This is a genomic window from Candidatus Neomicrothrix sp. (genome assembly GCF_035329545.1).
Taxonomy (GTDB): Bacteria; Actinomycetota; Acidimicrobiia; order Acidimicrobiales; family Microtrichaceae; genus Microthrix; species Microthrix subdominans.
The window spans coordinates 1-26,164 of sequence record NZ_DAOLGP010000034.1 but is presented as its reverse complement, the minus strand read 5'-3'; the positions used below and the strand labels follow the sequence as shown (position 1 = coordinate 26,164).

General features: G+C 67.1%; 19 protein-coding genes. 5 read left to right on the top strand and 14 right to left on the bottom strand.

What is annotated here, in order from left to right:
• Positions 1-46: 46 nt before the first annotated feature.
• Together PKD89_RS15800 and nadA are read right to left on the bottom strand one after the other, a co-directional pair.
• Positions 47-886: an alpha/beta fold hydrolase gene (locus tag PKD89_RS15800; RefSeq protein WP_289010372.1), complete on the bottom strand. Its 840-nt coding sequence runs from the start codon at positions 884-886 to the stop codon at positions 47-49.
• A gap of 27 nt (positions 887-913) precedes the next feature.
• Positions 914-2,017, bottom strand: coding sequence for a quinolinate synthase NadA (gene nadA, locus PKD89_RS15795; protein WP_289010373.1), 1,104 nt, complete (start codon positions 2,015-2,017; stop codon positions 914-916).
• Between the two features lie 193 nt (positions 2,018-2,210).
• On the opposite strand from nadA, the gene PKD89_RS15790 reads away from it, so the two are divergent.
• The gene (locus tag PKD89_RS15790) at positions 2,211-2,978 is read left to right on the top strand and encodes a sulfite exporter TauE/SafE family protein (RefSeq protein ID WP_287377928.1); all 768 of its coding nucleotides are present in this window, start codon (positions 2,211-2,213) and stop codon (positions 2,976-2,978) included.
• A 27-nt stretch (positions 2,979-3,005) separates the two neighbouring features.
• On the opposite strand, the gene uvrA is transcribed toward PKD89_RS15790, so the two are convergent.
• The gene (gene uvrA / locus PKD89_RS15785; RefSeq protein WP_289010374.1) at positions 3,006-5,861 is read right to left on the bottom strand and encodes an excinuclease ABC subunit UvrA; all 2,856 of its coding nucleotides are present in this window, start codon (positions 5,859-5,861) and stop codon (positions 3,006-3,008) included.
• Positions 5,862-6,011: 150 nt separating this feature from the next.
• On the opposite strand from uvrA, the gene PKD89_RS15780 reads away from it, so the two are divergent.
• Complete coding sequence (locus PKD89_RS15780; protein ID WP_324332531.1) at positions 6,012-7,220, top strand: acyl-CoA dehydrogenase family protein; 1,209 nt, start codon at positions 6,012-6,014, stop codon at positions 7,218-7,220.
• A gap of 147 nt (positions 7,221-7,367) precedes the next feature.
• Positions 7,368-8,468, top strand: a complete 1,101-nt coding sequence (gene aroC / locus PKD89_RS15775; protein WP_289010376.1) for a chorismate synthase — start codon at positions 7,368-7,370, stop codon at positions 8,466-8,468.
• Between the two features lie 396 nt (positions 8,469-8,864).
• On the opposite strand, the gene PKD89_RS15770 is transcribed toward aroC, so the two are convergent.
• The 5 genes from PKD89_RS15770 to PKD89_RS15750 form a co-directional block, all read right to left on the bottom strand.
• Positions 8,865-10,835, bottom strand: a complete 1,971-nt coding sequence (locus PKD89_RS15770) for an acyltransferase family protein (protein ID WP_287391948.1) — start codon at positions 10,833-10,835, stop codon at positions 8,865-8,867.
• Between the two features lie 81 nt (positions 10,836-10,916).
• Entirely contained in the window at positions 10,917-12,953 is a 2,037-nt protein-coding gene (uvrB, locus tag PKD89_RS15765) for an excinuclease ABC subunit UvrB (RefSeq protein WP_349257365.1), read from the bottom strand.
• 149 nt (positions 12,954-13,102) lie between these two features.
• Positions 13,103-13,723, bottom strand: a complete 621-nt coding sequence (locus PKD89_RS15760; RefSeq protein ID WP_287377911.1) for a class I SAM-dependent methyltransferase — start codon at positions 13,721-13,723, stop codon at positions 13,103-13,105.
• Complete coding sequence (locus PKD89_RS15755; protein WP_287377909.1) at positions 13,720-14,082, bottom strand: carboxymuconolactone decarboxylase family protein; 363 nt, start codon at positions 14,080-14,082, stop codon at positions 13,720-13,722. Before PKD89_RS15755 ends, PKD89_RS15760 begins: the two co-directional genes overlap by 4 nt.
• A 110-nt stretch (positions 14,083-14,192) precedes the next feature.
• Positions 14,193-15,110, bottom strand: coding sequence for a patatin-like phospholipase family protein (locus tag PKD89_RS15750; protein ID WP_289010377.1), 918 nt, complete (start codon positions 15,108-15,110; stop codon positions 14,193-14,195).
• Between the two features lie 95 nt (positions 15,111-15,205).
• Between PKD89_RS15750 and PKD89_RS15745 the strand changes: the two genes are divergently transcribed.
• Entirely contained in the window at positions 15,206-15,922 is a 717-nt protein-coding gene (locus tag PKD89_RS15745; RefSeq protein ID WP_287377904.1) for a transcriptional regulator, read from the top strand.
• A gap of 30 nt (positions 15,923-15,952) precedes the next feature.
• Here the strand turns inward: PKD89_RS15745 and PKD89_RS15740 are convergent, their stop codons facing one another.
• Positions 15,953-16,771 (bottom strand): RNA methyltransferase, encoded by an 819-nt coding sequence (locus PKD89_RS15740; RefSeq protein ID WP_287377902.1) that lies wholly within the window; start codon positions 16,769-16,771, stop codon positions 15,953-15,955.
• A 151-nt stretch (positions 16,772-16,922) separates the two neighbouring features.
• Between PKD89_RS15740 and PKD89_RS15735 the strand changes: the two genes are divergently transcribed.
• Positions 16,923-17,345: a hypothetical protein gene (locus PKD89_RS15735; RefSeq protein WP_287377900.1), complete on the top strand. Its 423-nt coding sequence runs from the start codon at positions 16,923-16,925 to the stop codon at positions 17,343-17,345.
• A 13-nt stretch (positions 17,346-17,358) separates the two neighbouring features.
• Here the strand turns inward: PKD89_RS15735 and PKD89_RS15730 are convergent, their stop codons facing one another.
• The 5 genes from PKD89_RS15730 to PKD89_RS15710 all read right to left on the bottom strand — a co-directional run bounded on the left by PKD89_RS15730 (position 17,359) and on the right by PKD89_RS15710 (position 25,920).
• Positions 17,359-18,918, bottom strand: a complete 1,560-nt coding sequence (locus PKD89_RS15730; protein WP_289010378.1) for an SIR2 family NAD-dependent protein deacylase — start codon at positions 18,916-18,918, stop codon at positions 17,359-17,361.
• Positions 18,919-19,135: 217 nt separating this feature from the next.
• Positions 19,136-22,297: a DEAD/DEAH box helicase gene (locus tag PKD89_RS15725; protein WP_324332530.1), complete on the bottom strand. Its 3,162-nt coding sequence runs from the start codon at positions 22,295-22,297 to the stop codon at positions 19,136-19,138.
• Positions 22,294-24,147, bottom strand: coding sequence for a phospholipase D family protein (locus PKD89_RS15720; protein WP_287391956.1), 1,854 nt, complete (start codon positions 24,145-24,147; stop codon positions 22,294-22,296). Before PKD89_RS15720 ends, PKD89_RS15725 begins: the two co-directional genes overlap by 4 nt.
• Positions 24,147-25,424: a DUF6361 family protein gene (locus tag PKD89_RS15715; protein WP_324332529.1), complete on the bottom strand. Its 1,278-nt coding sequence runs from the start codon at positions 25,422-25,424 to the stop codon at positions 24,147-24,149. The genes PKD89_RS15720 and PKD89_RS15715 overlap by 1 nt, the downstream gene beginning before the upstream one ends.
• Before the next feature lie 16 nt (positions 25,425-25,440).
• Positions 25,441-25,920 carry a hypothetical protein gene (locus tag PKD89_RS15710; protein WP_324332528.1) on the bottom strand — a complete coding sequence of 160 codons (480 nt, stop codon included), beginning with the start codon at positions 25,918-25,920 and terminating at the stop codon, positions 25,441-25,443.
• Positions 25,921-26,164 lie beyond the last annotated feature (244 nt).

Below are 26,164 nucleotides of genomic sequence, written 5' to 3'. Positions count from 1 at the left end.
CACCGGGGTGTGTCGGCGCCCTTTTCGCCCAGCCGACCCCGGCGCTCTAGGAGCCGTTCAGAAACTCCGACAGCGCCCGCCACCAGGCGTCGGGTGCCTCCCGCTGGGGCGAATGGCCGGCGTTTGCCACCTCGACCAGCCGCGCCCCGGGGATGGCGGCGGCCATCGCCCGGCTGGCGGGGAGGAAGGGCAGGTCGTGCTCGCCGACGATCACCAGCGTCGGGACCGACACGGCGGTCAGCTGGTCGAGTCGGTCGGTGGCACCGATCAGCTGGCGGGCCATCGAGGCGTACATGTCCGGATGGCTGGCAACCAGCTTCGCCCGGTCGATCGCCGCAATGTCCGGGCGCTCAAGGCGCAGGCGTCGGGCCGGTTCGGTCTCGAGCGGGGACCCGCCCAGCTGATCCATGGCAGTCGCCAGCGCCTCCATGCCCTCGGTGAGCGCCACCTCGATCGCCAGATCGACCAGGCCGGGATCCATGCCGCCGACCGCCCCATGGTGGGTGTCCATCAGCACCAGGCTGGTCAGCCGATCCTGAGCCCCGATCGCCATCCGCTGGGCCACCATGCCGCCCATCGAGTGGCCGAGCAGCCCAAAGCGGTTCCAGCCGAGCAGGTCGGCCAGCCCGAGGACGTCGGCGGCGAAGGCATCGAGGCCGTAGCGGTCGGCACCGGCCGGTCCACCGCTGGTGCCGTGACCTCGCAGGTCGGGCACGACGACGTGGCGGCCCATGGCGGCCAGCGGATCGATCCACTCGGAAAAGTCGGCCCGACCGCCGGTGAACCCGTGCACGAGCATCAGCGGTTCGCCACCCCGCCCGGCCTCGTCGTAGGACAGCGGCCAGGTGGCGTTGGGCTGGTCGTTCACATCGGGCTCCTCAGACATCGTCGCTCACCGGATCGGGCCTGCGCTTCAGACGATGTCGAGCATGCGCTGCAGCGCCACCCGAGCCCACTCGGCGGTGTCGTCATCAACGCGGATCTCGTTGACCACGTTGCCCTCGACCAGGTTTTCCAGCACCCAGCACAGGTGGGGCGCATCGATGCGGAACATGGTCGAGCAGGGGCAGACCAGCGGGTCGAGCGACACGATCGTGCGGTCGGGGTTTTCGGTGGCCATGCGTTGCACCATGTGCACCTCGGTACCGACCCCGATCACCGAGCCGGGCGCAGCCTCCTCGGTGACCGTGCGCAGGATCACTTCGGTCGAGCCGACGACGTCGGCCAGCTCCACCACGTCGTGGGCGCACTCGGGGTGCACGACGACGATGCCGTCGGGGTGCTCGGCACGGAAATCCTCGATGTGGGCGGGACGGAACCGCTGGTGCACGGTGCAATGGCCCTTCCACAGCAGGAAGGTGGCCTCCTTCACCTCGGCCTCCTTCAGACCGCCCAGCTGCCGGCGAGGGTCCCACACCTCCATGTCGGACTCGTCGTAGCCCATGTCAAAGCCGGTGTTGCGGCCCAGGTGCTGGTCGGGGAAGAACAGCACCTTCGTGCCCTCTCCCTTGGCGAAGGCCCAGTCGAGGACCGCCCGGGCGTTCGAGCTGGTGCACACCGCGCCGCCGTTGCTGCCGACGAAGGACTTCAACGCCGCCGAGGAGTTCATGTAGGTGATCGGCACGATCTTGGCGATGTCGGTGACCGCCGCCAGCTCGTCCCAGGCGTCCTCGACCGATTCGAGATCGGCCATGTCGGCCATCGAACAGCCGGCGTTGAGGTCGGGCAGGATCACCCGTTGCTCGGGGGAGGTGAGTACGTCGGCCGCCTCGGCCATGAAGTGCACCCCGCAGAACACGATGTAGGTGGCCTCGGGGCGGGCCTGGGCCAACTTGGCCAGCTTGAAGCTGTCACCGCGGGCGTCTGCCCAGCGAATGATCTCGTCGCGCTGGTAATGGTGCCCGAGGATGAACAGCCGTTCACCCAGGGCGGCCTTGGCCGTGGCGATGCGTTCATCGAGCTCGTCGGGTGTGGCATCGGTGTAGCGGGCGCCGAGCCGACCTTGAAGTCGCAACATCAGACTGACCTCCGGCGGGGCTCGGGGGGGGTCGAAGATCCCGCTGTCGCATCATACGACGCGTCCGGGCCTCCCCTCCCCGATCTCCGCCACCGGCGATCCGATCGAACCGGATCGCACCCGTCGCCGATACCGATACTTGACCTAACTGGTCGGGTTAAGGCGTAACATGACGCCCTGTGCTGGCGGACTCGTGAGTTGGATCGATCCTGGCCTGGTGATCGGTGGCCTGGCCGGCGGTTTCACGATGGGCCTGACCGGCATGGGTGGCGGTGCCCTGCTGACGCCGATGCTCGTGCTGCTGTTCGGCGTCAGCCCCACCGCTGCGGTCGGGTCCGACCTGGTGACCTCCCTGGCGGTCAAACCCTTCGGCGGGGCCATCCACGCTCGGGCGGGCACGGTCCGCTGGGACCTGGTCAGGTGGCTGGCGCTCGGATCGGTCCCCGGCGCCCTGTTGGGCGTCGCCCTCCTCCAAGCGGTCGGCACTCAGGGCGACTCCCTCGTGCAGACCATGCTCGGGATCACACTCCTGGCCGCAGCCACGGTCATGGTGTGGCGGGCCCGCAACCCGGTCTCCGACCACGACGGCCCACCCACCCCGGTGCGACCATGGCCCACCGCAGCCCTCGGGCTGGTCGGAGGCACCGTCGTCGGGCTCACGTCGGTCGGCTCCGGCTCGCTGATGATCGCCGTGCTCACCCTGCTGTACCCCAAGCTCCGCCGGTCCGAACTGGTCGGCACCGACCTGGTCCAAGCCGTCCCGCTCGTCGGCGCCGCAGCCATCGCCCACCTCGGCATCGGCAACGTGTCCGCAGCGATCACCGGCTCACTCATCATCGGCAGCCTCCCGGGCGTCATCATCGGCGCCCGCGTATCGGCCTACTACGACGGCAAACTGGTGCGCGCCGCCATCCCCGCGGTCCTCGGCGCCTCAGCGCTCAAGTTGTTGGGCGTCCTGTAGCCCGGTGATCCAGATCGCCGCAGGCGATCAGGCAGGTTCGAGGCCCAGCATCGGGGCCAGGTAGGCGCCGGTGTAGCTCTCGGCCACCTTCGCCACCTGCTCGGGGGTGCCCTCGGCGATGAGGGTGCCGCCGCCGTCGCCGCCCTCGGGGCCCAGGTCGATCAGCCAGTCGGCCGACTTGATCACGTCCAGGTTGTGCTCGATGACGACCACCGAGTTGCCCGCCTCGACCAGGCGCTTCAACACGATCAGCAGGCGCCGGGTGTCCTCGAAGTGCAGGCCGGTGGTCGGCTCGTCGAGCAGGTACACCGTGTTGCCGGTCGACCGCTTGGCCAGCTCGGCGGCAAGCTTCACCCGCTGGGCCTCGCCGCCCGACAGCGTGGTGGCCGGCTGACCGAGGCGCACGTACCCGAGGCCGACGTCGACCAGCGTCTCCAGGTGACGGGAGATCACCGGCTGCGCCCGGAAGAACTCGAGCGCCTCATCGATCGGCAGGTTGAGCACCTCGGCGATGTTCTTGCCCTTGTAGCGCACCTCGAGGGTGTCGCGGTTGTAGCGGGCGCCGCCGCACACCTCGCATGGCACGTACACGTCGGGCAGGAAGTGCATCTCGATCTTCAGCGTGCCGTCGCCCGAGCAGGCCTCGCAGCGGCCGCCCTTGACGTTGAAGCTGAACCGACCGGGCAGGTAGCCGCGCACCTTGGCCTCCGGGGTTCGGGCAAACAGCTTGCGGATGTGGTCGAACACGCCCGAGTAGGTGGCCGGGTTGGAGCGTGGGGTCCGCCCGATCGGCGACTGGTCGATGTCGATCACCTTGTCGACATATTGCAGGCCCTCCACCTTGCGGTGCAGGCCCGGCGCCACCTTGGAGTTGTACACGTGCTGCATCAGCGAGCGCATCAGGATGTCGTTGATCAGGCTGGACTTACCCGAGCCCGACACGCCGGTGACGCAGACGAACGAGCTGAGCGGGATGCCGACGGTGAGGTTCTTCAGGTTGTGCTCGCGGGCGCCGACGATGCGCAACCAACGATCGCCCGGGGCGCGGCGCCGGTCGGGCACTTCGATCGACAACTTCTGGGACAGGTACTGCCCGGTCAGGCTCTTCTTGGACTTCAACAGGCCCTTGACCGGACCGGCGTACACCACCTCGCCGCCGTGCTCGCCCGCGCCGGGGCCGACGTCGACCACGTAGTCCGCGGCCCGGATCGTGTCCTCGTCGTGTTCGACGACGATCACCGAGTTGCCCAGACCGCGCAGGCGCTCGAGCGTTTCGATCAGCCGGTGGTTGTCGCGCTGGTGCAGGCCGATCGACGGCTCGTCGAGCACGTACAGCACGCCCACCAGGCCGGAGCCGATCTGGCTGGCCAGGCGGATGCGCTGAGCCTCGCCACCCGACAGGGTGGCCGCTCCGCGGTGCAGGTTGAGGTAGTCGAGGCCGACGTCGACCAAAAAGCGCAGGCGGGCGTTGATCTCCTTCAGCACCCGCTCGGCGATCAGCAGCTGGCGGTCGTCCAGCTTCATGGCGACCAGCCGGTCGGCCGCATCGGAGATCGACATCGACGACAGGTCGTGCACGTTGAGGCCGTCGATCGTCACCGCCAACGCCAGCGGGTTCAGCCGGGCACCGCCGCAGTGCGAACAGGCCACCTGGCGCATGTAGCTCTCGGCCTGCTCGCGGGCCCAGTCGCTGTCCGCCTCGCTGTGGCGGCGACGCAGGTAGGGAATGGCCCCCTCGAAGTTGGCCTGGTAGCTACGGGTGCGGCCGTAGCGGTTCTGGAACCGGACGCTCACCTTCTTGCTCGTGCCGTGCAGCAGCGTTTTGCGGTCCTTGGCGGGCAGGTCCTCCCACGGGGTGTTGAGGTTGATGCCTCGCTCCTCGCCCACCGCCTCGAGCAACCGGTGAAAGAACTTGGCGTGACCCGACGCCCACGGGGCGATCGCCCCCTTGGCCACCGTCAGCTCGGGATCGGGCACCACCAGATCGGCGTCGACCTCGAAGGTCGTGCCCAGGCCGTCGCAGTGCTCGCAGGCGCCGTAGGGCGAGTTGAACGAGAAGTTGCGGGGCGACAGCTCCTCGAAGCTCTTGCCGTCGGACGGGCGGGACAGCTTTTCGGAGAAGGTCAGCGTCTCCGGCTCGCCCTCCTTGGGCACCAGCTCGATCTGGGCGACGCCCTCGCCGAGGCGCAGCGCTGTCTCCATCGAGTCGGTCAGCCGGCGGTCGATGCCCTCGCGTAACACCAGGCGGTCGACGACGACGTCGATGTGGTGGATCTCATAGCGGGCCAGGCCGTTGTCGGCCCCGAGCGCCACCAGCTCGGCCAGTTCACGGATCTCGCCGTCGACGCGCACCCGGACGAATCCCTCCTTCGAGAGGTCGGCGAACAGCTGCTCGTAGGTGCCCTTGCGGCCGCGCACCACCGGCGCCAGCACCTGAAAGCGGGCGCCCTCCTCAAGACGGAGCACCCGGTCGACGATCTGCTGGGGCGTCTGGCGCACCAGCTCCTCGCCGGTCTCCGGATCGTGGGGAACGCCAACGCGGGCGAACAGCAACCGGAGGTAGTCGTACACCTCGGTGACCGTGCCGACCGTCGATCGCGGGTTGCGCGATGCCGACTTCTGGTCGATCGAGATCGCCGGCGACAGGCCCTCGATGAAGTCGACGTCGGGCTTGTCCATCTGGCCCAGGAACTGGCGGGCGTAGGCCGACAGTGACTCGACGTAGCGGCGCTGCCCCTCGGCGTAGATCGTGTCGAAGGCCAGCGACGACTTGCCCGATCCGGACAGACCGGTGAACACGACCAGCTTGTCGCGGGGCAGCTCCAAGTCGACGTTCTTTAGGTTGTGTTCCCGGGCACCCCGGATCCGAATCGTTTCAGCCACGGGACAACACTACTACCGACCCCCAGTCGGGGAACACCTGTTCGCCACAGGGTGCCGGCCCAAGCTCGGGGGCCGATCTCGGGCTCAACGTCGGAGAAGACATCGACCAAGCCGGAGCGCCGACCGATCCCGGGCCCTACCCTGGCCATCATGGACTTTGAGCACTCCGAACGGGCCCAGATCGTCATGGAGCAGGTGGAGCGCTTCGTACGCGAGCGAATCGTGCCCAACGAGGCCACCTACCGGGATCAGCTGTCGGGGAGCGACGATTGGCGTCAGTGGCGGGTGCCGCCGATCGTCGAGGAACTGAAGGGACAGGCCAAGGAGTTGGGCCTGTGGAACCTGTTTCTCCCCGACGAGACCCACGGGGCGGGCCTCAACAACCGCGACTACGCACCCGTCGCCGAGCTGACCGGGCGCAGCTTCCTCGCCCCCGAGGTGTTCAACTGCGCAGCCCCCGACACCGGTAACGCCGAGGTGCTGGTGCAGTACGGCTCGGACCTGCAGAAGGAACAGTGGTTGCTGCCGTTGCTCGATGGCGAGATCCGCTCGGGCTTTTCGATGACCGAACCGGCGGTCGCCTCGAGCGACGCCACCAACATGGCGGCCACCGCCGAGTTGGAGGGCGACGAGGTGGTGCTCAACGGCCAGAAGTGGTGGACGAGCGGGGCGGGCGATCCGCGCTGTGCGTTCCTGATCTTCATGGGGGTCACCGACCCGTCCGCCGATCGGCATCAGCGGCACTCGATGGTGCTGGTGCCGATCGACTCCCCAGGCGTGAGGATCCTGCGCATGCTGCCCGTCTTCGGAGACCTCGGGGAGCCGCACGGACACGCCGAGATCCTCTTCGACAACGTTCGGCTGCCGGCCGAAGCGATCATCGCCGGGCCTGGGCGGGGCTTCGAGATCGCCCAGGGACGGCTCGGCCCCGGCCGCATCCATCACTGCATGCGGGCGATCGGCGCGGCCGAACGGGCGCTTCAGCGCCTCTGCGAGCGGTCGGTTCTTCGGACCGCCTTCGGCAAGCCGTTGATGAACCTGGGGGGCAACCGGGACATCATCGCCAACTGTCGCATGGCGATCGACCAGGCCCGGTTGTTGACGATGAAGGCCGCATGGGAGTTGGACACCCAGGGCACCTTCGGCGCGCTCGTCAGCATCTCGGCCATCAAGGTGGTGGCCCCCAACGTCCTTCAGCAGGTGGTGGATGCCGCCATCCAGATCCACGGCGGCGAAGGCGTCGCCGACCCCGAGCTGAGCTACCTGATGGGCATGGCCCGAGCGCTGCGCCTGGCCGACGGCCCCGACGAGGTGCATCGGGCCATGGTGGCCCGCCTCGAGCTGGGCAAGTACACCTAGCGTTTCTGGCCGGTGCGTCGTTCCCCGGCCGGGGACGAGACGCCGACGGTGGCAGGCTGGGCGGTGGACTCACCCGCTGATCGTCGCGTGCGACCCGTCTGACGCCCGGTGTGCGGAACGGGTCCGCTCGGCGGCGATACTGGTGGCATGTCCAGTACCTCCGGCCGGTTGTTCCGCGTCACCACCTTCGGCGAGTCCCACGGCGTCGGCGTCGGCTGCATCGTCGATGGGTGCCCGCCCCGGTTGGAGCTTGACGTCGCCGCCGTGCAGGCCGACCTCGACCGACGCCGTCCCGGCCAGAGTCGCCTGGTGACCCAACGCCAAGAGGCCGATCGGGTCGAGATTCTCTCCGGCGTCGCCATGGAGGAGGAGGGGGACGCAGTCACGTTGGGGACGCCGATCGCCATGCTGGTGCGCAACGCCGACCAGCGACCCGGCGCCTACGGACACATGTCCGACGTCTATCGCCCCAGCCACGCCGATTACACCTACGACGCCAAGTACGGCGTGCAGGCGGCGTCCGGCGGCGGCCGGGCCTCGGCCCGCGAGACGGTCGGGCGGGTGGCCGCCGCCGGGATCGCCCGCCAGCTGCTGGCCCAGGGCGCCGGCATCGAGGTGCTCGGCTGGGTGAGCAGCGTCGGCGATATCACCGCCGAGGTCGACCCGGACCGGGTCACCCTGGCCGACGTCGAGGCCGGCCCCACCCGCTGTCCCGATCCGGAGGCGGCCGCCCGCATCGAAGCGGCGATCAACGCAGCCCGACGCGACGGCGACAGCCTGGGCGGAGCGGTCACGTGCGTCGCCCGGGGCGTGCCCGCCGGGCTGGGCGACCCGGTGTTCGACAAGCTGGACGCCACGCTGGCGACGGCGTGCATGTCGCTGCCTGCCGCCAAGGGCTTCGAGGTGGGCTCGGGCTTTGCCGGCACCACGATGACCGGCCGCACCCACAACGATCCGTTTGTGCCGGGGGCCGACGGCCGACCCGACGTCGCCGCCAACCGCTCCGGCGGCATCCAAGGGGGCATCTCCAACGGGGCGCCGGTGATCTGCCGGGTGGCCTTCAAGCCGACCGCCACGATCGGAAGCGTTCAGGACACGGTCAACCGAGGCAACGAAGCGGTCAAGCTGGCGGCCAAGGGCCGCCACGACCCTTGCGTCCTCCCCCGCGCAGTGCCGCTGGTCGAAGCTGCCATGCTGCTGTGCTTGGCCGACGCCTGGCTGGCCCAGCGGGCCGTCGACGTCCTCTAACCTGGCATCGCCGCACCGACGCCTCCTCCGCCCCGGCCTTGCCTTGCCGGGCCGTCGACATCCCCCGACCTGGCCTTGCCGGGCCGTCGACATCCCCCGACCTGGCCTCACCGGGCCGTCGACATCCTCTGACCTGGCCTCACCGGGCCGGCGGCATCCTCCGCCCTGGCCTCACCGGGCCGTCGACATCCTCTGACCTGGCGTCACCGACCGGTGGCCGACTCGCGCTGGCGCTGGTTCCAGCGACCCTCAGCAGCCTGCTCGACCTGCTGCGAAAGCCTGACCGCCGACTTGCGCATGACCACCATGCGAAAGTCGGCGGTCAGACTCTTGCAGCACCGCCCACCCGGTCGCTCGCCCGGCCAAGCGCCGCGCACCTCACGAAAGCCCCGGCCGCTACAGGGCGGGGTCGTCGGTGGCCTGCTCCTCGAGCGCCCTCGACTGGGCGTCGATGATGATCGGCCCGAAGTAGGCGTCGACCCAGCCGGAGCCCAGCTCGGGATTGGGATGCACCCCGTCGGGTCGCAGGTCGACCGTCTGCTCTGCCAGCTCGACCGCTCCGGCGTAGTCGAGCACGACGGTGCCCACGCGCTCGTTGGCCTCCCGGGCGATGATGTCGTTGAGCACCCGCACCCGCTCGGGGAAGTCCTTGCCCACCCGGACGCCGTTTGCGTCGATGGGCTGCGTCGGCGGCACGTTGCCGATCAGCACGGTGGCGCCGCCCGATTCGAGGGCGTCCAGCTTGGCGGACAGCACCTCGGTGTAGCGCTGCTGGAAGGCGGGGTCGGCCAGCGAGGTCCACTCGCCGTCGATCTCGTGGTCGTACAGGTCGATGCCCAGGGACATGTACAAGACGACGTCCGGTGTGTCCTCGGCGATCAGCTCGGCCATTCCGGCGGCATCGAGGCAGCCCGGCGGCGGCTTTAGGCGTGGCTGCCCGGGGGCGACCTGGAGATCGATGTCGGTCATCGTGCCGCACCCCAGCGCGGCATGGCCGACCACCTTGACGCCGACGTTCTCCTGAAGCCAGCCGTCGCTCACGAAGAAGGTGGTGAAGCCGACCGAGTCCCCGAACTCTGCCACCGTGTCACCGAAATCGACGTCGGCGGCGCCCTGCACCGGCGCACCGCGCGGCACCGTGACCAGCGGGGCGCCGAGATCCTCGGCCGACGCCTCGGACGACGGCAACGGCAGGAGGATCAGGCCGGCGACGACCGTTGTTGCGGTCAGCCAGGCCAGCGGGACGGTGGCGGTGATCTTGGGGCGCCACGTACGGATCGGGCGCTCGATCCAGAACGTGATCGCCGAGGCGACCGCCACCGAGACGCCGACCTGGATGACGACCGTGGCCAGCCTGCCGGTGCCCAGGCGCCCCTGGGACAGCACCTGCAGGATCGGCCAGTGCGTCAGGTACAGGGCATAGCTGATGCGGCCCAGGTACGGCAGCGGTTCGGCCGCCAGGGTGCCGGCCAGGCCGACGCGGGACGTGGGCCCGGCGTGGGCCACTCCGACGATCAGCACCGCCCAGATCCCGCCGCCGACGATCAGGCCGCCATGGGAGATGATGGGGCTCGAGGCCGGCAGCGTGATCACCGCCAGGATGAAGATGGCCAGGGCGGGTAGCGCCAGGCTGGCCGCCCGCCGGCCGAGCCGGTCGCCGAGGCGATGGTGCAGCGCACCGAAGAGCACACCGAAGAGGATCTCGGCCATACGGGTATCGGTGCCCAGGTACACCCGCTCCGGGTTGGACGAGAGCAGCAACGTCAGCACGGTCGAGATCGCAATGCCGACGATGGCCAGGGGCACGAGCCGGTCGATCCGTTTGCGCTGCGAGCCGATCAGCACCAGCACCACCAGGGGAAAGACCAGGTAGAACTGCTCCTCGATGGCGAGCGACCAGTAGTGGCGCACCGGCGAGGCCACCCCGAGCAGGTCGAAGTAGCCGGTGCCCGAGATCAGGGCCTCCCAGTTGGCCACGTGGAACAAGGCCCCGAACATCGAGGATCGGAACCCAACGGTGGACCAGATCGACGGGTCGAGGTGCTCCAGGGCCACGATCGACGTCAACGTCACCATCGACGCAGGGGCCAGCCGTTTGATCCGGCGTCGCCAGAACGCGCCCACCGCCACCCGGCCGGTGCGCTCAACCTCGCCCATCATCAGGCGGCTAATCAGATAGCCGGACAGGGTGAAGAACAGCGAGACGCCCAGGTAGCCGCCCTGCGCCCACCCGAAGTCGAGGTGGTACGCGACAACGGCGGCGACGGCGATTCCCCGCAACCCGTCGAGCGAGGGCAGGTAGCCCAGCGCAGGACGCGCCGCAGCAGCGCTCGATGCAGCATGGGCGGTCGTGTCCGTGGCACTCATCCGCTCTCCAGCCTGACCGCGGCACGATCGTGCGGGCCATTCATCGGACAGATCCGCGTTCGGAGGATGCCACAGGCGGGGCTACTTGGACAGCCCGGCCGAGCGAGCCTCGCGCTCGAGCTCCTTCACCTCGTCGCGCAGCCGTGCCGCCTCCTCGAAGCGCAGGTCGGCCGAGGCCTCCTCCATCTCGCTGCGCAGCGCCTGGATCAGCCGGCCCAGATCCTCGGGGGGTAGGTCGGCGTAGGCCTCGGCCCGAGCTCGCTCGCCCGGCCGCTGCTTGCGACGGCCACCGCCGGGGATGGGCGTGCCGCCGCCGGCACCCCGCAGATCGGCCAGGATGTCGGTGACCGCCTTGCGCACCGAGGTGGGGTCGATGCCGTGCTCGATGTTGTGGGCCTGCTGCAGGCCACGGCGCCGGTTTGTCTCCGACAGGGCACGCCGCATCGAGTCGGTCATGTTGTCGGCGTACATCACCACCCGCCCCTCGACGTTGCGAGCGGCCCGGCCGATCATTTGGATCAGCGAGGTCTCCGAGCGGAGGAACCCCTCCTTGTCGGCGTCGAGGATGGCCATCAGGGACACCTCGGGGATGTCGAGGCCCTCGCGCAGCAGGTTGATGCCCACCAGCACGTCAAACTCACCAAGCCGCAGGTCGCGCACCAGCTCGATGCGCTGCAGGGTGTCCACCTCGCTGTGCAGGTACCGCACCCGTACGCCCATCTCGAGCAGGTAGTCGGTCAGGTCCTCGGCCATCTTCTTGGTCAGCGTGGTCACCAGCACCCGCTCGCCCCTGGTGACCCGCTCGTCGATGCGGGCCATCAGGTCGTCGATCTGTCCCTTGGTGGGCCGCACCTCCACCTCGGGGTCGACCAGGCCGGTGGGCCGCACGATCTGTTCGACCACCCGGTCGGAGTGCTCGATCTCCCACTTGGACGGCGTCGCCGACAGCAGCACGCACTGGTTGACCCGCTTCTCCCACTCCTCGAAGCGCAGCGGCCGGTTGTCGGCCGCCGACGGCAGGCGGAAACCGTGCTGGATCAGGTTCTCCTTGCGGGACCGGTCGCCGGCGTACTGTCCGTGGATCTGAGGGATGGTGACGTGGCTCTCGTCGATCACCATGAGGAAGTCGTCGGGAAAGAAGTCGAGCAGCGTGTTGGGCGGATCGCCCGGTGCCCGGCCCTCCATCGGTGCCGAGTAGTTCTCGATGCCGTTGCAGAACCCCATCTCGTTGAGCATCTCGAGGTCGTACTCGGTGCGCATGCGCAGCCGTTGGGCCTCGAGCAGCTTCTGCTCGCGCTCGAACAGCTGTAGCTGGCCGGCCAGCTCGGTCTCGATCCGACCGATGGCGGCGCGCAACTTGTCGTCGGGCGTGGCGTAGTGGGTGGCCGGGAAGATCTCCAGCTCCTCCTGGGTGCGTACCCGCTCGCCGGTCAGCGGGTCGACGATCGAGATCGTCTCGATCTCGTCGCCGAACAGCTCGATGCGCACCGCCGTCTCCTCGTACGCCGGGTGGATCTCGATGACGTCGCCGCGCACCCGAAACTTGCCCCGCACCAGATTGAGGTCGTTTCGCTCGTACTGCATGTCGACCAGGCGGCCCAGCAGCTCCCGTTGATCGATCGACTCCCCCACCCGCACCGACAGCAGTTGGCGGGCGTAGTCCTCGGGCGAACCCAGGCCGTAGATGCAGCTGACCGAGGCGACGACGATCACATCCCGACGGGTGAGCAGCGCGGAGGTGGCCGAGTGCCGCAGCCGGTCGATGTCGTCGTTCACCGAGCTGTCCTTCTCGATGAAGGTATCGCTGGAGGCGATGTAGGCCTCGGGCTGGTAGTAGTCGTAGTAGCTGACGAAGTACTCCACCCGGTTGTCGGGGAAGAACTCGCGGTACTCGTTGGCCAGCTGTGCGGCCAGGCTCTTGTTGGGCGCCAGCACCAGGGTGGGCCGCTGCACCTGCTCGATCATCCACGCAACCGTGGCCGACTTACCCGAGCCGGTGATGCCCAGCAGCGTCTGGTAGCGCTCGCCGGCCTCGATGCCCTCGGCCAACGCAGCGATCGCCTCCGGCTGGTCGCCCGCCGGCTCGAACGCAGCGTGCACCTTGAAGGGGCGCACCATCTTGGGCGCAGCCATCGCCTGGCGCAGCGGCGGTGGGACGGGTGGAGCGCTGGATTTTGCCACGGCGACAGCCTACGACGGTCCTGTGACAATCCAGGTCGGTGGGACAAGGAGGGTCTGTCGCGGCAACGGCCCCCGTCGTCCTGCGTTCAGGCCGTCGCCGGCCGGTGGGCGCGGGCGAGGCAATCGATCGCCACAGCCGGCCCGTTGTCGGTGTCGACGGATCGATTGACCCGCTCGGCTCGCTCGATGACCAGGTCGTCAACCCCGGCCTCGGACAGGTCCCGCCGAACGTCGTCGGGACCGTAGAGCACGGCCGCATCCGGGGGGCCACCAACCCCTTCGGTGAGATTCAACAGATCGTGGCCGACGATCAGCAGGGTGCCCCCGGGGGCGAGCTCGCGAGCGGCCCGCGAGAAGGCGGCCCGGCGCTCCGGCTCGGGTACCTGCAGGTAGAAGACGATGACGAGGTCGAACTCGCCGGTGGGCTCTCCGGCGGTCACGTCCTCGACGATCCACTCGATGGTGACGTCGTTCGCCTCCGCCAGTCCCGCCGCCTTGGTCAGCCCCACTTGGGAGAAGTCGATGCCGGTGACCGTCCAGCCCCGGCTGGCCAGCCAGACAGCGTTGCGACCTTCGCCGCAGGCGAGATCCAGTGCCCGGCCCGGCGTGAGGCCATCGACCTCGGGCGGAAGGAACTGGTTCGGTTCGCTCTTCCAGATAAGGTCGGTAGTGCTGTAGCGCTCGTCCCAGCGCCGGGGGTCACTCACGCTGACGCTCCGGGGAGGTCGATGCCGGCAAACTCGTGGAACGCCTCCCAGGCCCGGGGCCCGTACACCGTGGCCGGCCCGCCAGCCATCAACAGCGCGACCCCGAGGGTCTCGGCTACTTCCTCGGCGGTCGCACCCTGTTTGGCGGCGGCCCTGGCGTGGTTGGCGATGCAACCGTCGCACTGCTTCACCACCGAGATGGCCAGGGCCATCAGTTCCTTCACCTTAGCCGGGAGTACCCCGTCGCCCGATGCCGCCTGATGGAGCGCACCGAACGCGCTGTACGCCTCGGGGATGGCGGCGCGTAGCGACTTGGACGGCTCGCGCAGGTCGGCGGCAATGTCTTTGTAGTGGCCCATCGGGTCCTCGTTTCCTGGGTAGGTCGGCGGGTCAGCGACCCTAACCCGCCAACGTTGCCGCCCCGGCCGGCCCCAGGACCCAGTGGCCGATCCGCTCGGTGCGGTACGGCTTACATGACCTCGTCGACCAGCGGTGGGAAGCGATCAGAACGGTCAGGGCCAGGTCCGTGCTTGTGACTGTGGTGATGCAAGGCGAGGAAGCGGGCCTGATGCGGCAGGTGTTCGTTGCCCGCTTCGAGCCAGCTGCGGGTGTCTGCGTGGGCGCGGTCGATCAGTTCGTCGGCGTGGCCGAAGTCGACGGCGTTCACGCTGAGGGGGCACAGCGGGGGTGCGACGATGATCTCGACCTGATCTGCGAAGTGGGCGACCTCGACGATCAGTCGCTGCTCCAGCAGCAGCGTGATCGAATGGGCCAACGCGGCCAGGGGCGTGCTCGGCGGGTCGCTCAGGTCGCAGGCAAAACCGGCGGGCACGACCACCACCCGGTCGGACCCCAGCGCCACGGCCTGACCGACGGCGGTGTTGTTCGAGACACCGCCGTCGATCAGCAGCCGTCCCTCGTGGTCGACCGGTCGAAATACCGCCGGGATGGCGGCGCTCGCCAGTACCGCCGTGGTGGCATTGCCGCTGGAGAGCACCACCTCCTCGCCGCTCAGTACGTCGGTGGTGATGATGTGCAGCGGCAGTTGCGCATCCCCCAAGTCGGTGATCGGCAGGTGCTTGTCGACCAACCGCCGCAGCGGTCGCATCGAACACAACGAGGCCCGTTTCCCTGCGAAGGCCAACACCGACCGAAGCGGATCGACCGGAAAGACGTCCTGTCGTCGCAACCCGCGCCACAGCGTCGCCAGATCGGCGATCGACTCGGACGAGTAGCCGTGCGCCCCGAGATACGCGGCGTTGAGCGCCCCGGCCGACGTGCCGATCAGCAGGTCGGGGCGGAGTCCCTGCTCTTCAAGTGCGGCGAGCATGCCGGCCTGGACGGCTCCGAGGCTGCCGCCACCGGACAGGACGAACGCTGTGGTCATCGCAACACCTCTCTATCATCAAGTTGTATTGTTGATAGTAGCGGGCCGCCCGGTCTATAGCTACCGAATCTTGCACTTAGAGGTACGATGTACCCATGTCAGCGAAGCAACCGCCCACGATCGACCAGATCGCCGCCCTCAGCGTTCTGGGGGAGCCCAGCCGGCGGGCGCTCTACGACCACATCGTGTCCGCAGGTGACTGGGTCGGGCGGGACGCAGCCGCCGACGCTGCAGGCATCCAACGGGGCGTCGCCGCCCACCACCTCGACCGGTTGGCCGAGGAAGGCCTCCTCGACGTGGACTACCAGCGGCTCACCGGCCGGACGGGCCCCGGCGCCGGCCGGCCCGCCAAGGTGTACCGCCGTTCCGATGCCGAGTTCGACATCGCCCTGCCGCCCCGTGATTACGAGTTGGCCGGACGCCTCCTTGCCGATGCCGTTGTGGACGCTCAAGCGACGGGGCGGGACGTCTCCGACGCCGTCGATGGTGCCGCCCGCGCAGCCGGACAACAACTCGGCCAGGCCATCAAGACCCTCCAAGGCCGAGCGCGTTCGGCCGACTCCGCCCGAGCGGCCACGCTGGAGGTGCTTCACGGGCAGGGCTACGAACCGCTCGAGCAAAGCGACGGCACGGTCGTGCTGCGGAACTGTCCATTCCACGTCCTGGCCAAAAGCCACACCGAGTTGGTGTGTCGCATGAACCATTGCCTCATCGCAGCGGCCGTTGCAGAGGTCGACGACAGCGGCTTCGACGTGCGCCTCGAGCCCGACCCCACCCTGTGCTGCGTCCGCCTCCGGCGAAGCCAGGAGTAACGCACTGCGGCCGAGGCGCTGAACCCAGAACTACGAGCGTGCCCGCGACACAGCGGCGAACACGATCGCTGCTGCGTGACCGACGTTGAGCGAATCGACCGCATCGCTGATCGGGATCCTCACCCGTTTGCTGGCGGCGCTGAGGACCTCGGGGGTCAGGCCCGGGCCCTCCGCTCCAAGCATGATCGCCAGTCGCTCCGGCACGTCGGCCCTCCACAGATCCTCGGCGTCGACGCCGGGTGTCAGCGCCCACGATTCGAACCCGTGGTCGTGCAACGTGCCGAGCGCTCCGGGCCACTCATCGGATGAGGCTCGGGCCACGCGCATGTGCAGGATCTCGCCCATGCTCACCCGCACGGTGCGGCGATGGTAGGGATCGGTGCAAGTGGGGCTGAGCACCATGCCATCGATGTCGAAGGCTCGGGCCGCCCGTGCGATCGCCCCGACGTTCTCGTCGTCGTTGAGCGCCTCGAGCACGATCAACCGCTTCGAGGTCGCTGCAAGGTGCTCGACAGACTGAAGCGGCTGGCGGAACGCCGAGACCAGAACCGCTCGTGGCAGGTCGAACCCAACGATGTGGTGCATCACGTCCCGCTCGGCCACGTACACCGGCACGCCATCCATCTCGGGCCGCTCCGTGAACGGCCGGAAGCGGTTGACTCTGGATGGCGACAGCAGGACCGATCGAAAGACGTGACCGGAGTCGATCAGCCGGTCGATCGACACCCACCCCTCCGACAGGAAGTACTCGTCGTCCTCCATCTCCCGACGCGCCGCCTGGTCGTTCAGCCGGCGAAAATCGGCCAACCGAGGATCGTCGGCATCCCCGACCGAGATCGTCTCGCTCACCCGGCCGACAGTACGCCAAACCTGTGGCGCCTCTGTCAGCGACGGGTCGGGCTACCCGGGCAGACCGACCCGATGACGGGTCACAACCCAGCCCCTACCGTGGCGCGCAGCGGCGGCGAGCGCGTTGACGCGACGTGGAAGGCGGGTCACCATGGCACTGTCCGAAAAGCACCGATCCACGCTCTACAACCAGTTGGGCGACACGGTCGGCGACTACGAAGCAGTGGGAGAGCTGTTGTCCAACATCGCATCCCGCGAACTGGACGAACCCGCAACCCGTGATTTCGTCGCGGCCCAGGTTCAGGGCGTCAGGACCGAGATCGAGAGTCTCCGCACCCAGATCTCCGAGTCAGAAGTCCGGCTCACACGCTACGTGCACCAGGAACTCGCCGGGTTCCGCAGCGAGATGGCCGGGTTCCGCACGGAGATCGTCGGGATTCGGGCCGAAGTCGCTCAGCTCCGAGCTGGCATCGACGGTCTTCGCAGCGACATGAACAGGACCAACCAGTGGATGATCGGGCTGGTCATCACGCTGGTGCTCGGCCTGATCGCCTCTCAGTTCATCGGAGGCTGACCCGCGTCTGAGATCAGTTGTCGACGGCGCCGAAGGACGCGAGCAGTTGGCGCACCCGCTCACCCGCATGAGCACCGGCGAGCGCCTCGGTGTCGATATCCCTCAGCGCCTTCGCCAACTTTCGCTCGTTGTCATCGAGCAGTTCCGCGTAGGTGCCGTCAAGGAGGTAGGCGTCGAGGTCTGCAGACTCCAAAGCCACCAGGTCGAGAAAGATCTGGGCCCACCTCGCGGCCTGCGCAAAATCTGCTTCGGTTGGCTCTCCTACCGGCTTTTCGGCGATGGGAACCACGCGAACGTCATCTCTCCACAAATCCGCAAAGAGGGGGTCGTCAAACAGAGAGAGCGTCGTGCCCAGCCGACGGTCAACCTGACTGGAAGGCACCTCCGGCGTGGTGTTCTCGCCACGCGCCAGCCGAACCTCGTGGATCAGCTGATGGAAGTCCTCATCGGAGAGCGAGTAGCCAACGAAGAACATGTGTCGGGTCATCAACATGGCCTGCACCAGCCCGAAGAGGGCTCCGTGACGGGACGGAATGTCCAGATAGTCGGACCTGGTGAGGACGATACTCTCGTCTCGAGCGATGCAACCGTGGAGCTTCAATAGCCACCGCCCCTCAGGACGTGCCGATTCATAGGGAAGAACTGCCGGTCGGTCGCCTTCAATGGCATCGCAGGCCGACTCGAAGAGCGTGTCGTAGTTGGTCGTGATCGCTTCCCGCGATGGCAAGGAGGCCAGCAATCCTTGGGTGAGGCCGTACTCGGTTGCCTTCAAACGGTCTCTGAGCACTTCGTGCAGCGTCGAACCTGTGAGCCGTTGCTCGAGGATCGCAGCCTGATCGCGCATGTCGAGCCGACGGAGCGCTTCGAGGTTGTCCTGGCTCAGCTTGGCCTCGTCCGCGATGTCATCGAGCAGTCTTTGCCAGGTGGGTAACCCTGCACCTGCTGATGCCCCGGCGCCGAGGAACAACACCATCTGCCGATCTCGTGCGAGTTCGCCAAGCCGCTGCGCTTCGGTCACGAGGACCTCCGCCTTCGGTCCCATATCCCAGAGCTCCTTGAGCGACCGGCCGGCCACCAGATCGCGACGGACACGCTGAGCGGCCGAGAGCGAGCGCCTTCCCCAGCACACCAGCACCAGGTCGACTTCCTGCGACTCGGCCACGCACAGCATCTCTGGCAAGAGTTCCCGATAGATCGTTCCCTTGTCGGCCGCCATGCCACCGTCGCCCGTGCCCAACACCGGGATGGCCAGCAGCGGCGGGACGCCGGTTGGCTCCAGCCCTTCCTTGGCGCTCCGGGCGAATGGCTCGATCACGTCGGCGTACCACGAACCTTCGTTGCGAGGGTCGCCCGGATTCCGTCCGACGTTGGCCAGCCAAACCTGCGGTCTTCCCGCCAGTGATTGCTCAAGGCGAATTACTCTGGAACCATCCCAGACTTGGTTTGCCAAGCGCTGACCGGACACGAGTCCAATCTCCTCAGCGAATGCTCCGCTGATCGTGAATGCGCCGTCCGTTGGCAGCAGCCACGCATCGCAACCGATCTTGGTGATGTCTCCGGCGACGACGTGCACATGTCCAGGCATCACAGAACGCTATCGATCCGACCAGGTGAAGGTTCCTGGGTTGAAGAGTGGATGCTGGCTACACCGCCAGTCCCAACGATTGCCTGGATCTTCCTTGGGGAATCTGACATCGCCTGCCACAACGGACGGATTGCGACGTCGTGGCAGCGTCCGCAAGGTACGAGGCAAACCATCGTCGCGGACGTCACTCCCGAACGATGCCTCATCAAAGATGTCTGGGAGAAAGGTCGATGCGGAGTTCGTTCAGCTTCTCAGGCTCGACATCGCCCAAGTAGTGGATCAGGTCATCTTGGCGGGGCTGGCCGAACACGAGCCGGTATCGAGCCACATCGCGCTTGAGGCGAGCGAGTTGGCCCACCTCACGCGACATCGGCAGCATCGGGACATGCCGCTCGATCTTGGCATCACCTGAAAACACCCAGAACGGCACGAGCTCGGTGTCGTTCTCGCCGCGGGTCTCGGCAGCCGACGCAAAGAGGGCGGACCACGGATCGTCCGGCGCGGACCATGCGGCATCTGCGCATGCAGCAGCGACGTTGCGCCGAACGGCGTGGCCCTTGAAGCGGTGCACCCGCCCCTCACGCTGTTCGAGGTCGACCGGATTGGAAGGCAGGTTCCAATGCACGATCGCATGGCAGTACAGGTGGAAGTCGAGCCCCTCCTGCCCCACCGACGTGGAGGTCAGCACAAAGGGCCAGAACGGCGAGTTGAACGCCCGACGAAGGTGGGCAGAAGTGACGGTCGATTGCTCGGTCTCGGCCCGATCGTCGCCGAACCGCATCGCGTACCGAGTGCGAAACCGAGGGGTGTCGCCGGCCTCGCCCAAGTGGTCCATGGCCACCAGCGAGGTCGTTCTGATCCCCACCGCCTCCTGAACCGCAGCAGCCAGCTCATACATGTCGTCGCCAGGCTTGTCGCCGTCGATCTCATAGAGCCCGATGGACTCCCGCAACACGTGGAGGTACTCATCAAGCACGGCGGTGAGGCAGCCATCGGCGCAATACCTGGTGGCTGTGCGCCAGTAATCCTGCTCCCAGTCGGCCGATCGGACCATTGAAAGGACGTCGGGGAGGTTGAAGAGCGAACGGAAAGCCCACCCGATACGACACGCCCCATCCCACCGGTGCAGCAATGGCATTTGTGCGCCCAAGGCGTGGCCGATGGAGCGCAACGCCACGGTTGCTGGCGACCCCAAAGCCAAGTCGACCAACACGTCAACCAGATCGTCGGGCCGCTCCCCCAGCGGTACCTCACCTCGGTACATGGCGGCGGCCAGTTGCACGTGCTCCGTAAAGATCTCGTTTCCGGCACCCCCCTCGTCTTCGGTTTCCTCGGATGCACCTCCATCCCAGCCGCGACCGGTCCTGTCCTTTCGACTCATCCACGTCGCAAAATTGCTGGCTCGGTCGAGCAGCAACGGCGCCGCCCAATACCAACGCTTGTCCGGTTGAGGGGCGTCCGGGGCGTGATCCACGACGACGCGGTCCAGTGCCTCCTCAACTCGGGTCCTCACGAGGGCACGCATCTCGTCGAGCGTCAGCGTCCCACCATGCTCTTGGGCGATCTTCAGCGGATCGCCCAGCTCTGCCAAGGTGATGCAGGGGTACACGAACGCAAACGAGTTCATCGCGCCCGGCCGGCCCAGCGGATCCCGGCGGAACATCAGCAGTCCCCGGATGGTCTTTCGTGTTTCTGGGCTGTTGGAAACCATCGGGCCCCGGCGGAGGCCAAACATGCGGCGTTCCACTTCGTAGGACAGCAGCGAGGACACCGACTTCGGCACGCCCGTCCAGCTCGAGAAGATCAGTCGCTTGGTGAAGTTGAGGCGCTCGCCATCCCAGGGAGCAGCGAGCTCGTAGTACGGCAGCGACGGAGCGATCCACAACATCCGCCAAGCCTCGTTGTGGACCGTCTGTGCCTCGATCGACCGGTAGCGCCCGTTGTCGTCGTTGAGACGCAGGTAGCTCCGCCACGACTCCCAGTTGATCCGTCCGTTGGACTTGCCAAGTAGGTCTCGTGCCTCGCCGCTTCGGTCGGGGTCAACCAGCGCAGCACTGAGGTGGTCATCGAACTTGTAGCCGTCGCAGAAGTTGAGAAACGACGGTACCGATTTCCAGAACTCCAGAAGTCGGGGCGCACCCGCCGCCTTGGCCAAGCGCTCCAGCCCGACGTATCCAACGACGTCGGACGGTAGGAGGGCGCCACCATCGATGACCTCGGTCAGCATGCCGTTGCGGTCGTTGCCGGCGCCGAGGCGCTCGGTGCGCACCATCACGCTTGTCAGCTCCGCTTCGACGGCATGACGCAATTGTGCGAGTTCGGCTGGAGCGCGTCGCTCCACATCCATAATGCCAGCGCGAAAGTTGGCCATCGCCGACTCGAACCGGTTGGGCCGGCCGTTGAACAGAAACTCGACCGTATCGGTGAAGTCCCGATGGTGATTGTCGTCGGCGTCGTCGCCCCGAGTGAACATTTTGTACGGCGTCGCGCTGAGCAGCAGGGTCTTATTGTCGGCGAACCCGAAGAGATCGTGGGCGAGTTGCCCGGCGGCACTCTCTCCGGACATCAGATGACGAAACCGCTGGAACTCGTCGAGAATCACCAGGTCTGGTTCCAGCGCGTGCACGCACCGTTTGGCCAAAGCGGCCCGCAACTCACCAATCAGCTCATTGCGGAGATGCCGGGGCGGTGAGTCGATTTCCGGCACTCCGTGGGCGAAGTCGGTGGCCAGATCCCGAAACCGATCCTGCCCATTGAGCTTGGCCACATCCTCAGTGAAGCCCTCGAGCAGCCGGGCATCGACGTCGCCAAGTGCCAACTCGCCCCGCTCCAGATACTTCGGCCAGTTGTCGTCCCCGACGTCGACCTGGAGTAGGCGCCTTCCACCTGCCCCGGACACAGCTTCGTCGCCCCAGACGTGGCGCAGCAGCCAGTACAACAGCACCCGTTCATCACTCATGCCGGTGCTCGACTTGAGGTCAAACGACGTACCGGGGGTGAAGGACACGAAGTTCACCTTGTTGCCCTCGAGCTGCTTCACATCCCGGGCGATCATGGTCATGCGGGAGCTGAACGAAAAGTCTTGATCGGGCATCACGTTGAGGCGCCTGATGTTCTGCTTGGCGATGCCGGCGTTGGAGCAGATGTAGATGATGTCGATGCGCTCGACCTCGTCCCACAGCCGTTCAATGGCCTTGGCGATGACGCCTCTGGCCACCATCGTTTTGCCGAGCCCAACTTCGTCAGCGACCAAAAACCGGTCGGCGCCACGGTCGTAGAGCTGACGGAAGGCGTGCTCCACCGACGCTCGCTGAAAATCCTTGAGCTGGTCCAGAACCGGCCCAGACTCGTAGCCCGGTTCGCTCATCCCATTTGCTCCCGTGCAGCACCGATCGCGTGCCACACGTCGGCGAAGCCCTCCGGGAGGAGGTCACCCTTGTCGCTGACCTGGAAGCTCGCCACCAGGTCAGCCACCGGATCGAGCGAGTCGGGCGAGTCGACCAGCGCTCGCAGCAACGTCTCCAACAACGGTGGCATGCCGGCGCCGGTTGACCAATCGAACGACGCGCCTGCGCCCTTCAGCGCGTCGAGCAGCGACTCGTCGCCGGCGAGTTCGGCCAGCAGAAAAAGGAGGTACTTCAGCACCTTGTCGGGATCGTCGAGCAGTGACGCCAGCACCTGGTCCTTGCGGTCGTCCGGGGCGCCAGTCAGCCGCGCATTCACCAGCGTCCGGCCGAAGATCGGTGTGCCATCCACCGTGGAACGCGCCTCGATGAACAGGAACGACGTGATGGCCTGAAGCGACACTGACGGAATCACGGCGCCGCTCTCCGCGTACGGCGCACGGACGTCCAGCGGGGTCGCAGGTCCGATGGTGATATCCAGTCCGCTGTCGCCGATGCGCCGCTTGAGCGACTCCGATGGTGGGTCCCAGGCGAGCTCCAACCGAAACTGGTTGCCCACAGGCGACACCGCAACCGTGTAGGCCGCGCAAGCCAACTCCCGCAGCACCGTGTCCAAGCGGCGTGTCGCCTGCTCCAGTTCGGTGGGCTCAACCGGCTCATCGCCGGTCGGCCGGTACTCGGTCAACAGGCTGCGCAGGCTGGCGGTGTCCCCATCGTCGAGGAGCCCGTCGACACTCAGGTCGGTGGGCTGGAACGCAAGCTCGATGGCGAACTCGCTGTTACCCCCGAACGCCGCGTCGGTGGCGTTGGCCGATCCGAGCCACAGCGTGGTGTACTCCCCGCCCTCGATCAGCATGACCTTGGCGTGGAGTCCGCTCAGCTCGGCTCCGGGCCGAGGCGGTTCGATGTCGAACTCGTCGAGCCCTACGTCCGGCTCTGCTGCCCCGTCGGAGGTGAGCCGGACCGGTGGCGGTTGACCCGTGTCGAGCACGTAGGTCTGGGCGAACCCTGCCACCGCGTCCTGGCCGACGCCATCCAACGCCGCTGCCCTCGCTACCAGGACGTTGGGCCCTGCCATCATCCCCAGCTGTCGGGTGATCCGTTCGGTCAAGAACGGTGAGATCGCCAGCACCCGGTCGCCGGAGAGCTTCGGCGATGGGAATCTGGGGCCGAGCGGATGGAAGCGCAGCCACCGAACCCCCGGCGGCTTCTCCCAGTGGACGTTGCGAAGCTCGGCGGCCAGCCCATCCACGGCGCCGCGGCGTCGTGTGTCCAACGCATGCACGGCCAGGTCCGCCAACCGATCGAGGAAGTCGCCCACCACACCGATGAAGTTGGGCGGATCGACGCTGGGCACCCCGTCGAGTTGCACGATGGTGTCCCAACTGGTGTCCAGGGTGAGGTTTCGGCTGAGGATGACCAACCGATACCGCACCTGTTCGGCACCATCGACAAAGCGCAGGGCCCACACCTTGGGATGGAAGAGGTGCCCGGGCTTAGGCGAGCGCACGGGCACCACCGAGTCTTCGAGGTACGCCAAGATCGGCGGATGGTTGCGGGGCCCCGACATAGCCCCGGCCTGAGCGAACACCGTGATGTTGTCGGCGTGGCGACGTACCGATTCCAGCAGGGCGATGGGATCTGGGGTGCCATCGTCGCCGTCGAGGTGATCGAACATCGCAAAAGACATCGTCGCCAGCAGCAGCGCATCGAGGTGAAGCGTGAACGTGGTGCCCACCGCAGTGTCCAGCACAAACCCGGCCGGCGGCCGCAGTGCGTCGACCAGCATCAGCCGGTTGGTCGGTTGCAGCATCAGGCCGCCTGCAGCCCGGTCGCGATGTCGTTGACCGCCGACCGACCGACGCGCCAGCGGAAGTCGAACCGCGCCACTCCGGCGTCGCCACGCCACATCTCCAGCGCATGGGGGTTTGCCAGCCGAGCGAGCGACTTCTTCAGCTGCCGCTCACGATCGCTGATCGCCGTGCGCAGTTCGTCGGAGTTCACCACATCGGCCCCAGCACCGACAGCATTCAGCCAGAGGTTGATGAACCGCTGGACGGGCCAGGCCACGTTCACCCCCGAGCCGAGCACGACCTGCCAGAACTCGGTGCGATCGACGGCCTCGATGGCGCCGGCACGAGCCTTCATCTCCCCCGTCCAAGCAGCAAGTCGGTCTTGATAGCCATTGACCCGATCGTCGGCCCCGGGCAGGGAACGTTTCTGTGATGCCTCGGCCAACATCAGGTTGTACAGCAGCGAGGCGCCGTGGATCGCCTCACTGAAGTACCTGGCAAAGCCAAGCTTGGTCGCCAAGTCCGGCTGGAGCGTGTCCGCGTCGACCGTATCCCACGGAAACTGCGAGTCATTCGGCACGTTCACCGGACTTCGCACGAGGTGCGCCAGCAACGACTCTGGGTGGCTCGCGAGCATCCGTTCCTGCAGGTACCTGGCCTCCTCACCGGTCAGGTCGAGGGTCGCCTCGTCCCACAGGTTCTCCGGCGGTTCCGGGACATTCGTGTGCCAACGTGCGCGTTGGTCGAACTGGGCGTCGCCGACCTCGGCGCCCCGGGTAGGCGCCGCACTGTTGAACCGATCCATCGACCGGAAGTACTCGCTGCGTGTGCCGGTGAACGTGCGGATGCCAAACGAGCGAAGCCCGCCCCAGTAGATGAACGACGGCAACTGCTTCAGCGTGTCCTTCGCCTCGCTGCCGATCACCCCCTCCTTGCCGCCTCCGTTGAGGAGCGAATAGATCAGCGCGATCTCCCACTGACGCGTCTGCTCATCGGCCCGCCTGCTCGGTACCCGCTCGATCTCCAGCCGCTGGTAGACCCACGGAACGAACAGCAGGTAGCGAACCCGTGTCTGAACCGTTGAGAGGCCCGGAAACAGCACCTCGGAGAAGGCATCGCGCACCGCGCCGATTCCGATGTCGTCGATCGTGCCCGTCTCCGCGAAGAGGGCAATGATCTCGCGCATCTTGCGCTGCTGTTCCTCGGACTGATCCAACCAGCCGACGGCGGAGGCCACTACGGCGCGCTGCTGGTCGCCATCGAGGCGTTCATCATTCCGACCCAGCCCAAGAGCCACCGTCGTCCCATTGGCATCAGACCGACTCCGATGAGGTCCACTCGGATCCAGCTGCGACGGCCTCGACCTCTGGATCACCGCCACCGGGCCGCGACTCGAGCGCCACAAGCAACTCGGAGCGCAGGTCAGAGAGCGACCTTCCGTTCGGCAGTACCCACGCGTGCCATCCGTCGTAGGCCGGCACGTCGGCGGCCTCCATCGCCGCCTTTGAGGGCGAGGCGTAGGTTCGCCCATCCTCAAGTCGGACTTGCCCCGTGTCCAGAACCGTCGCCCGATACGTCGCACCAATACGCGGTCGAATCCACGTGAGTGCTGCGCCCGCCAACAACAGGCCCGCATCCAGAAGATCACTCAACGCGATTCGCCTGCCATCGATCTCATATCGAGTCGGCGCAGAACGTCCACGCTTTTCCTCCTTGTCAGCAGGCAGGTCCAGTTCGTGGTCTGCCATGACATCGACGAATCGACGACGCTCCTGGTCTTCGTAGATGGTCACGCCGAGGACGGTGATCGGCAGGTTGTTCTCGGTGAGGTAGCTCAGCGCAGCGTCGGTCCGATCGTCGAAGTCCCGAGCGACTAATACGAGCTGCGGAGGCCGCTGAACAAGACGGGGCGAATCTGACCCTGTGAACTCAGTCCAAGCAGCGAAGAAGGCCTCTGCACCGCCATGAAACAATCCCGCCAGGTAACTGTTCAGGTGTCTGATTCGTTGGTATGACAGGGATCGCGCGCTCCGCGCG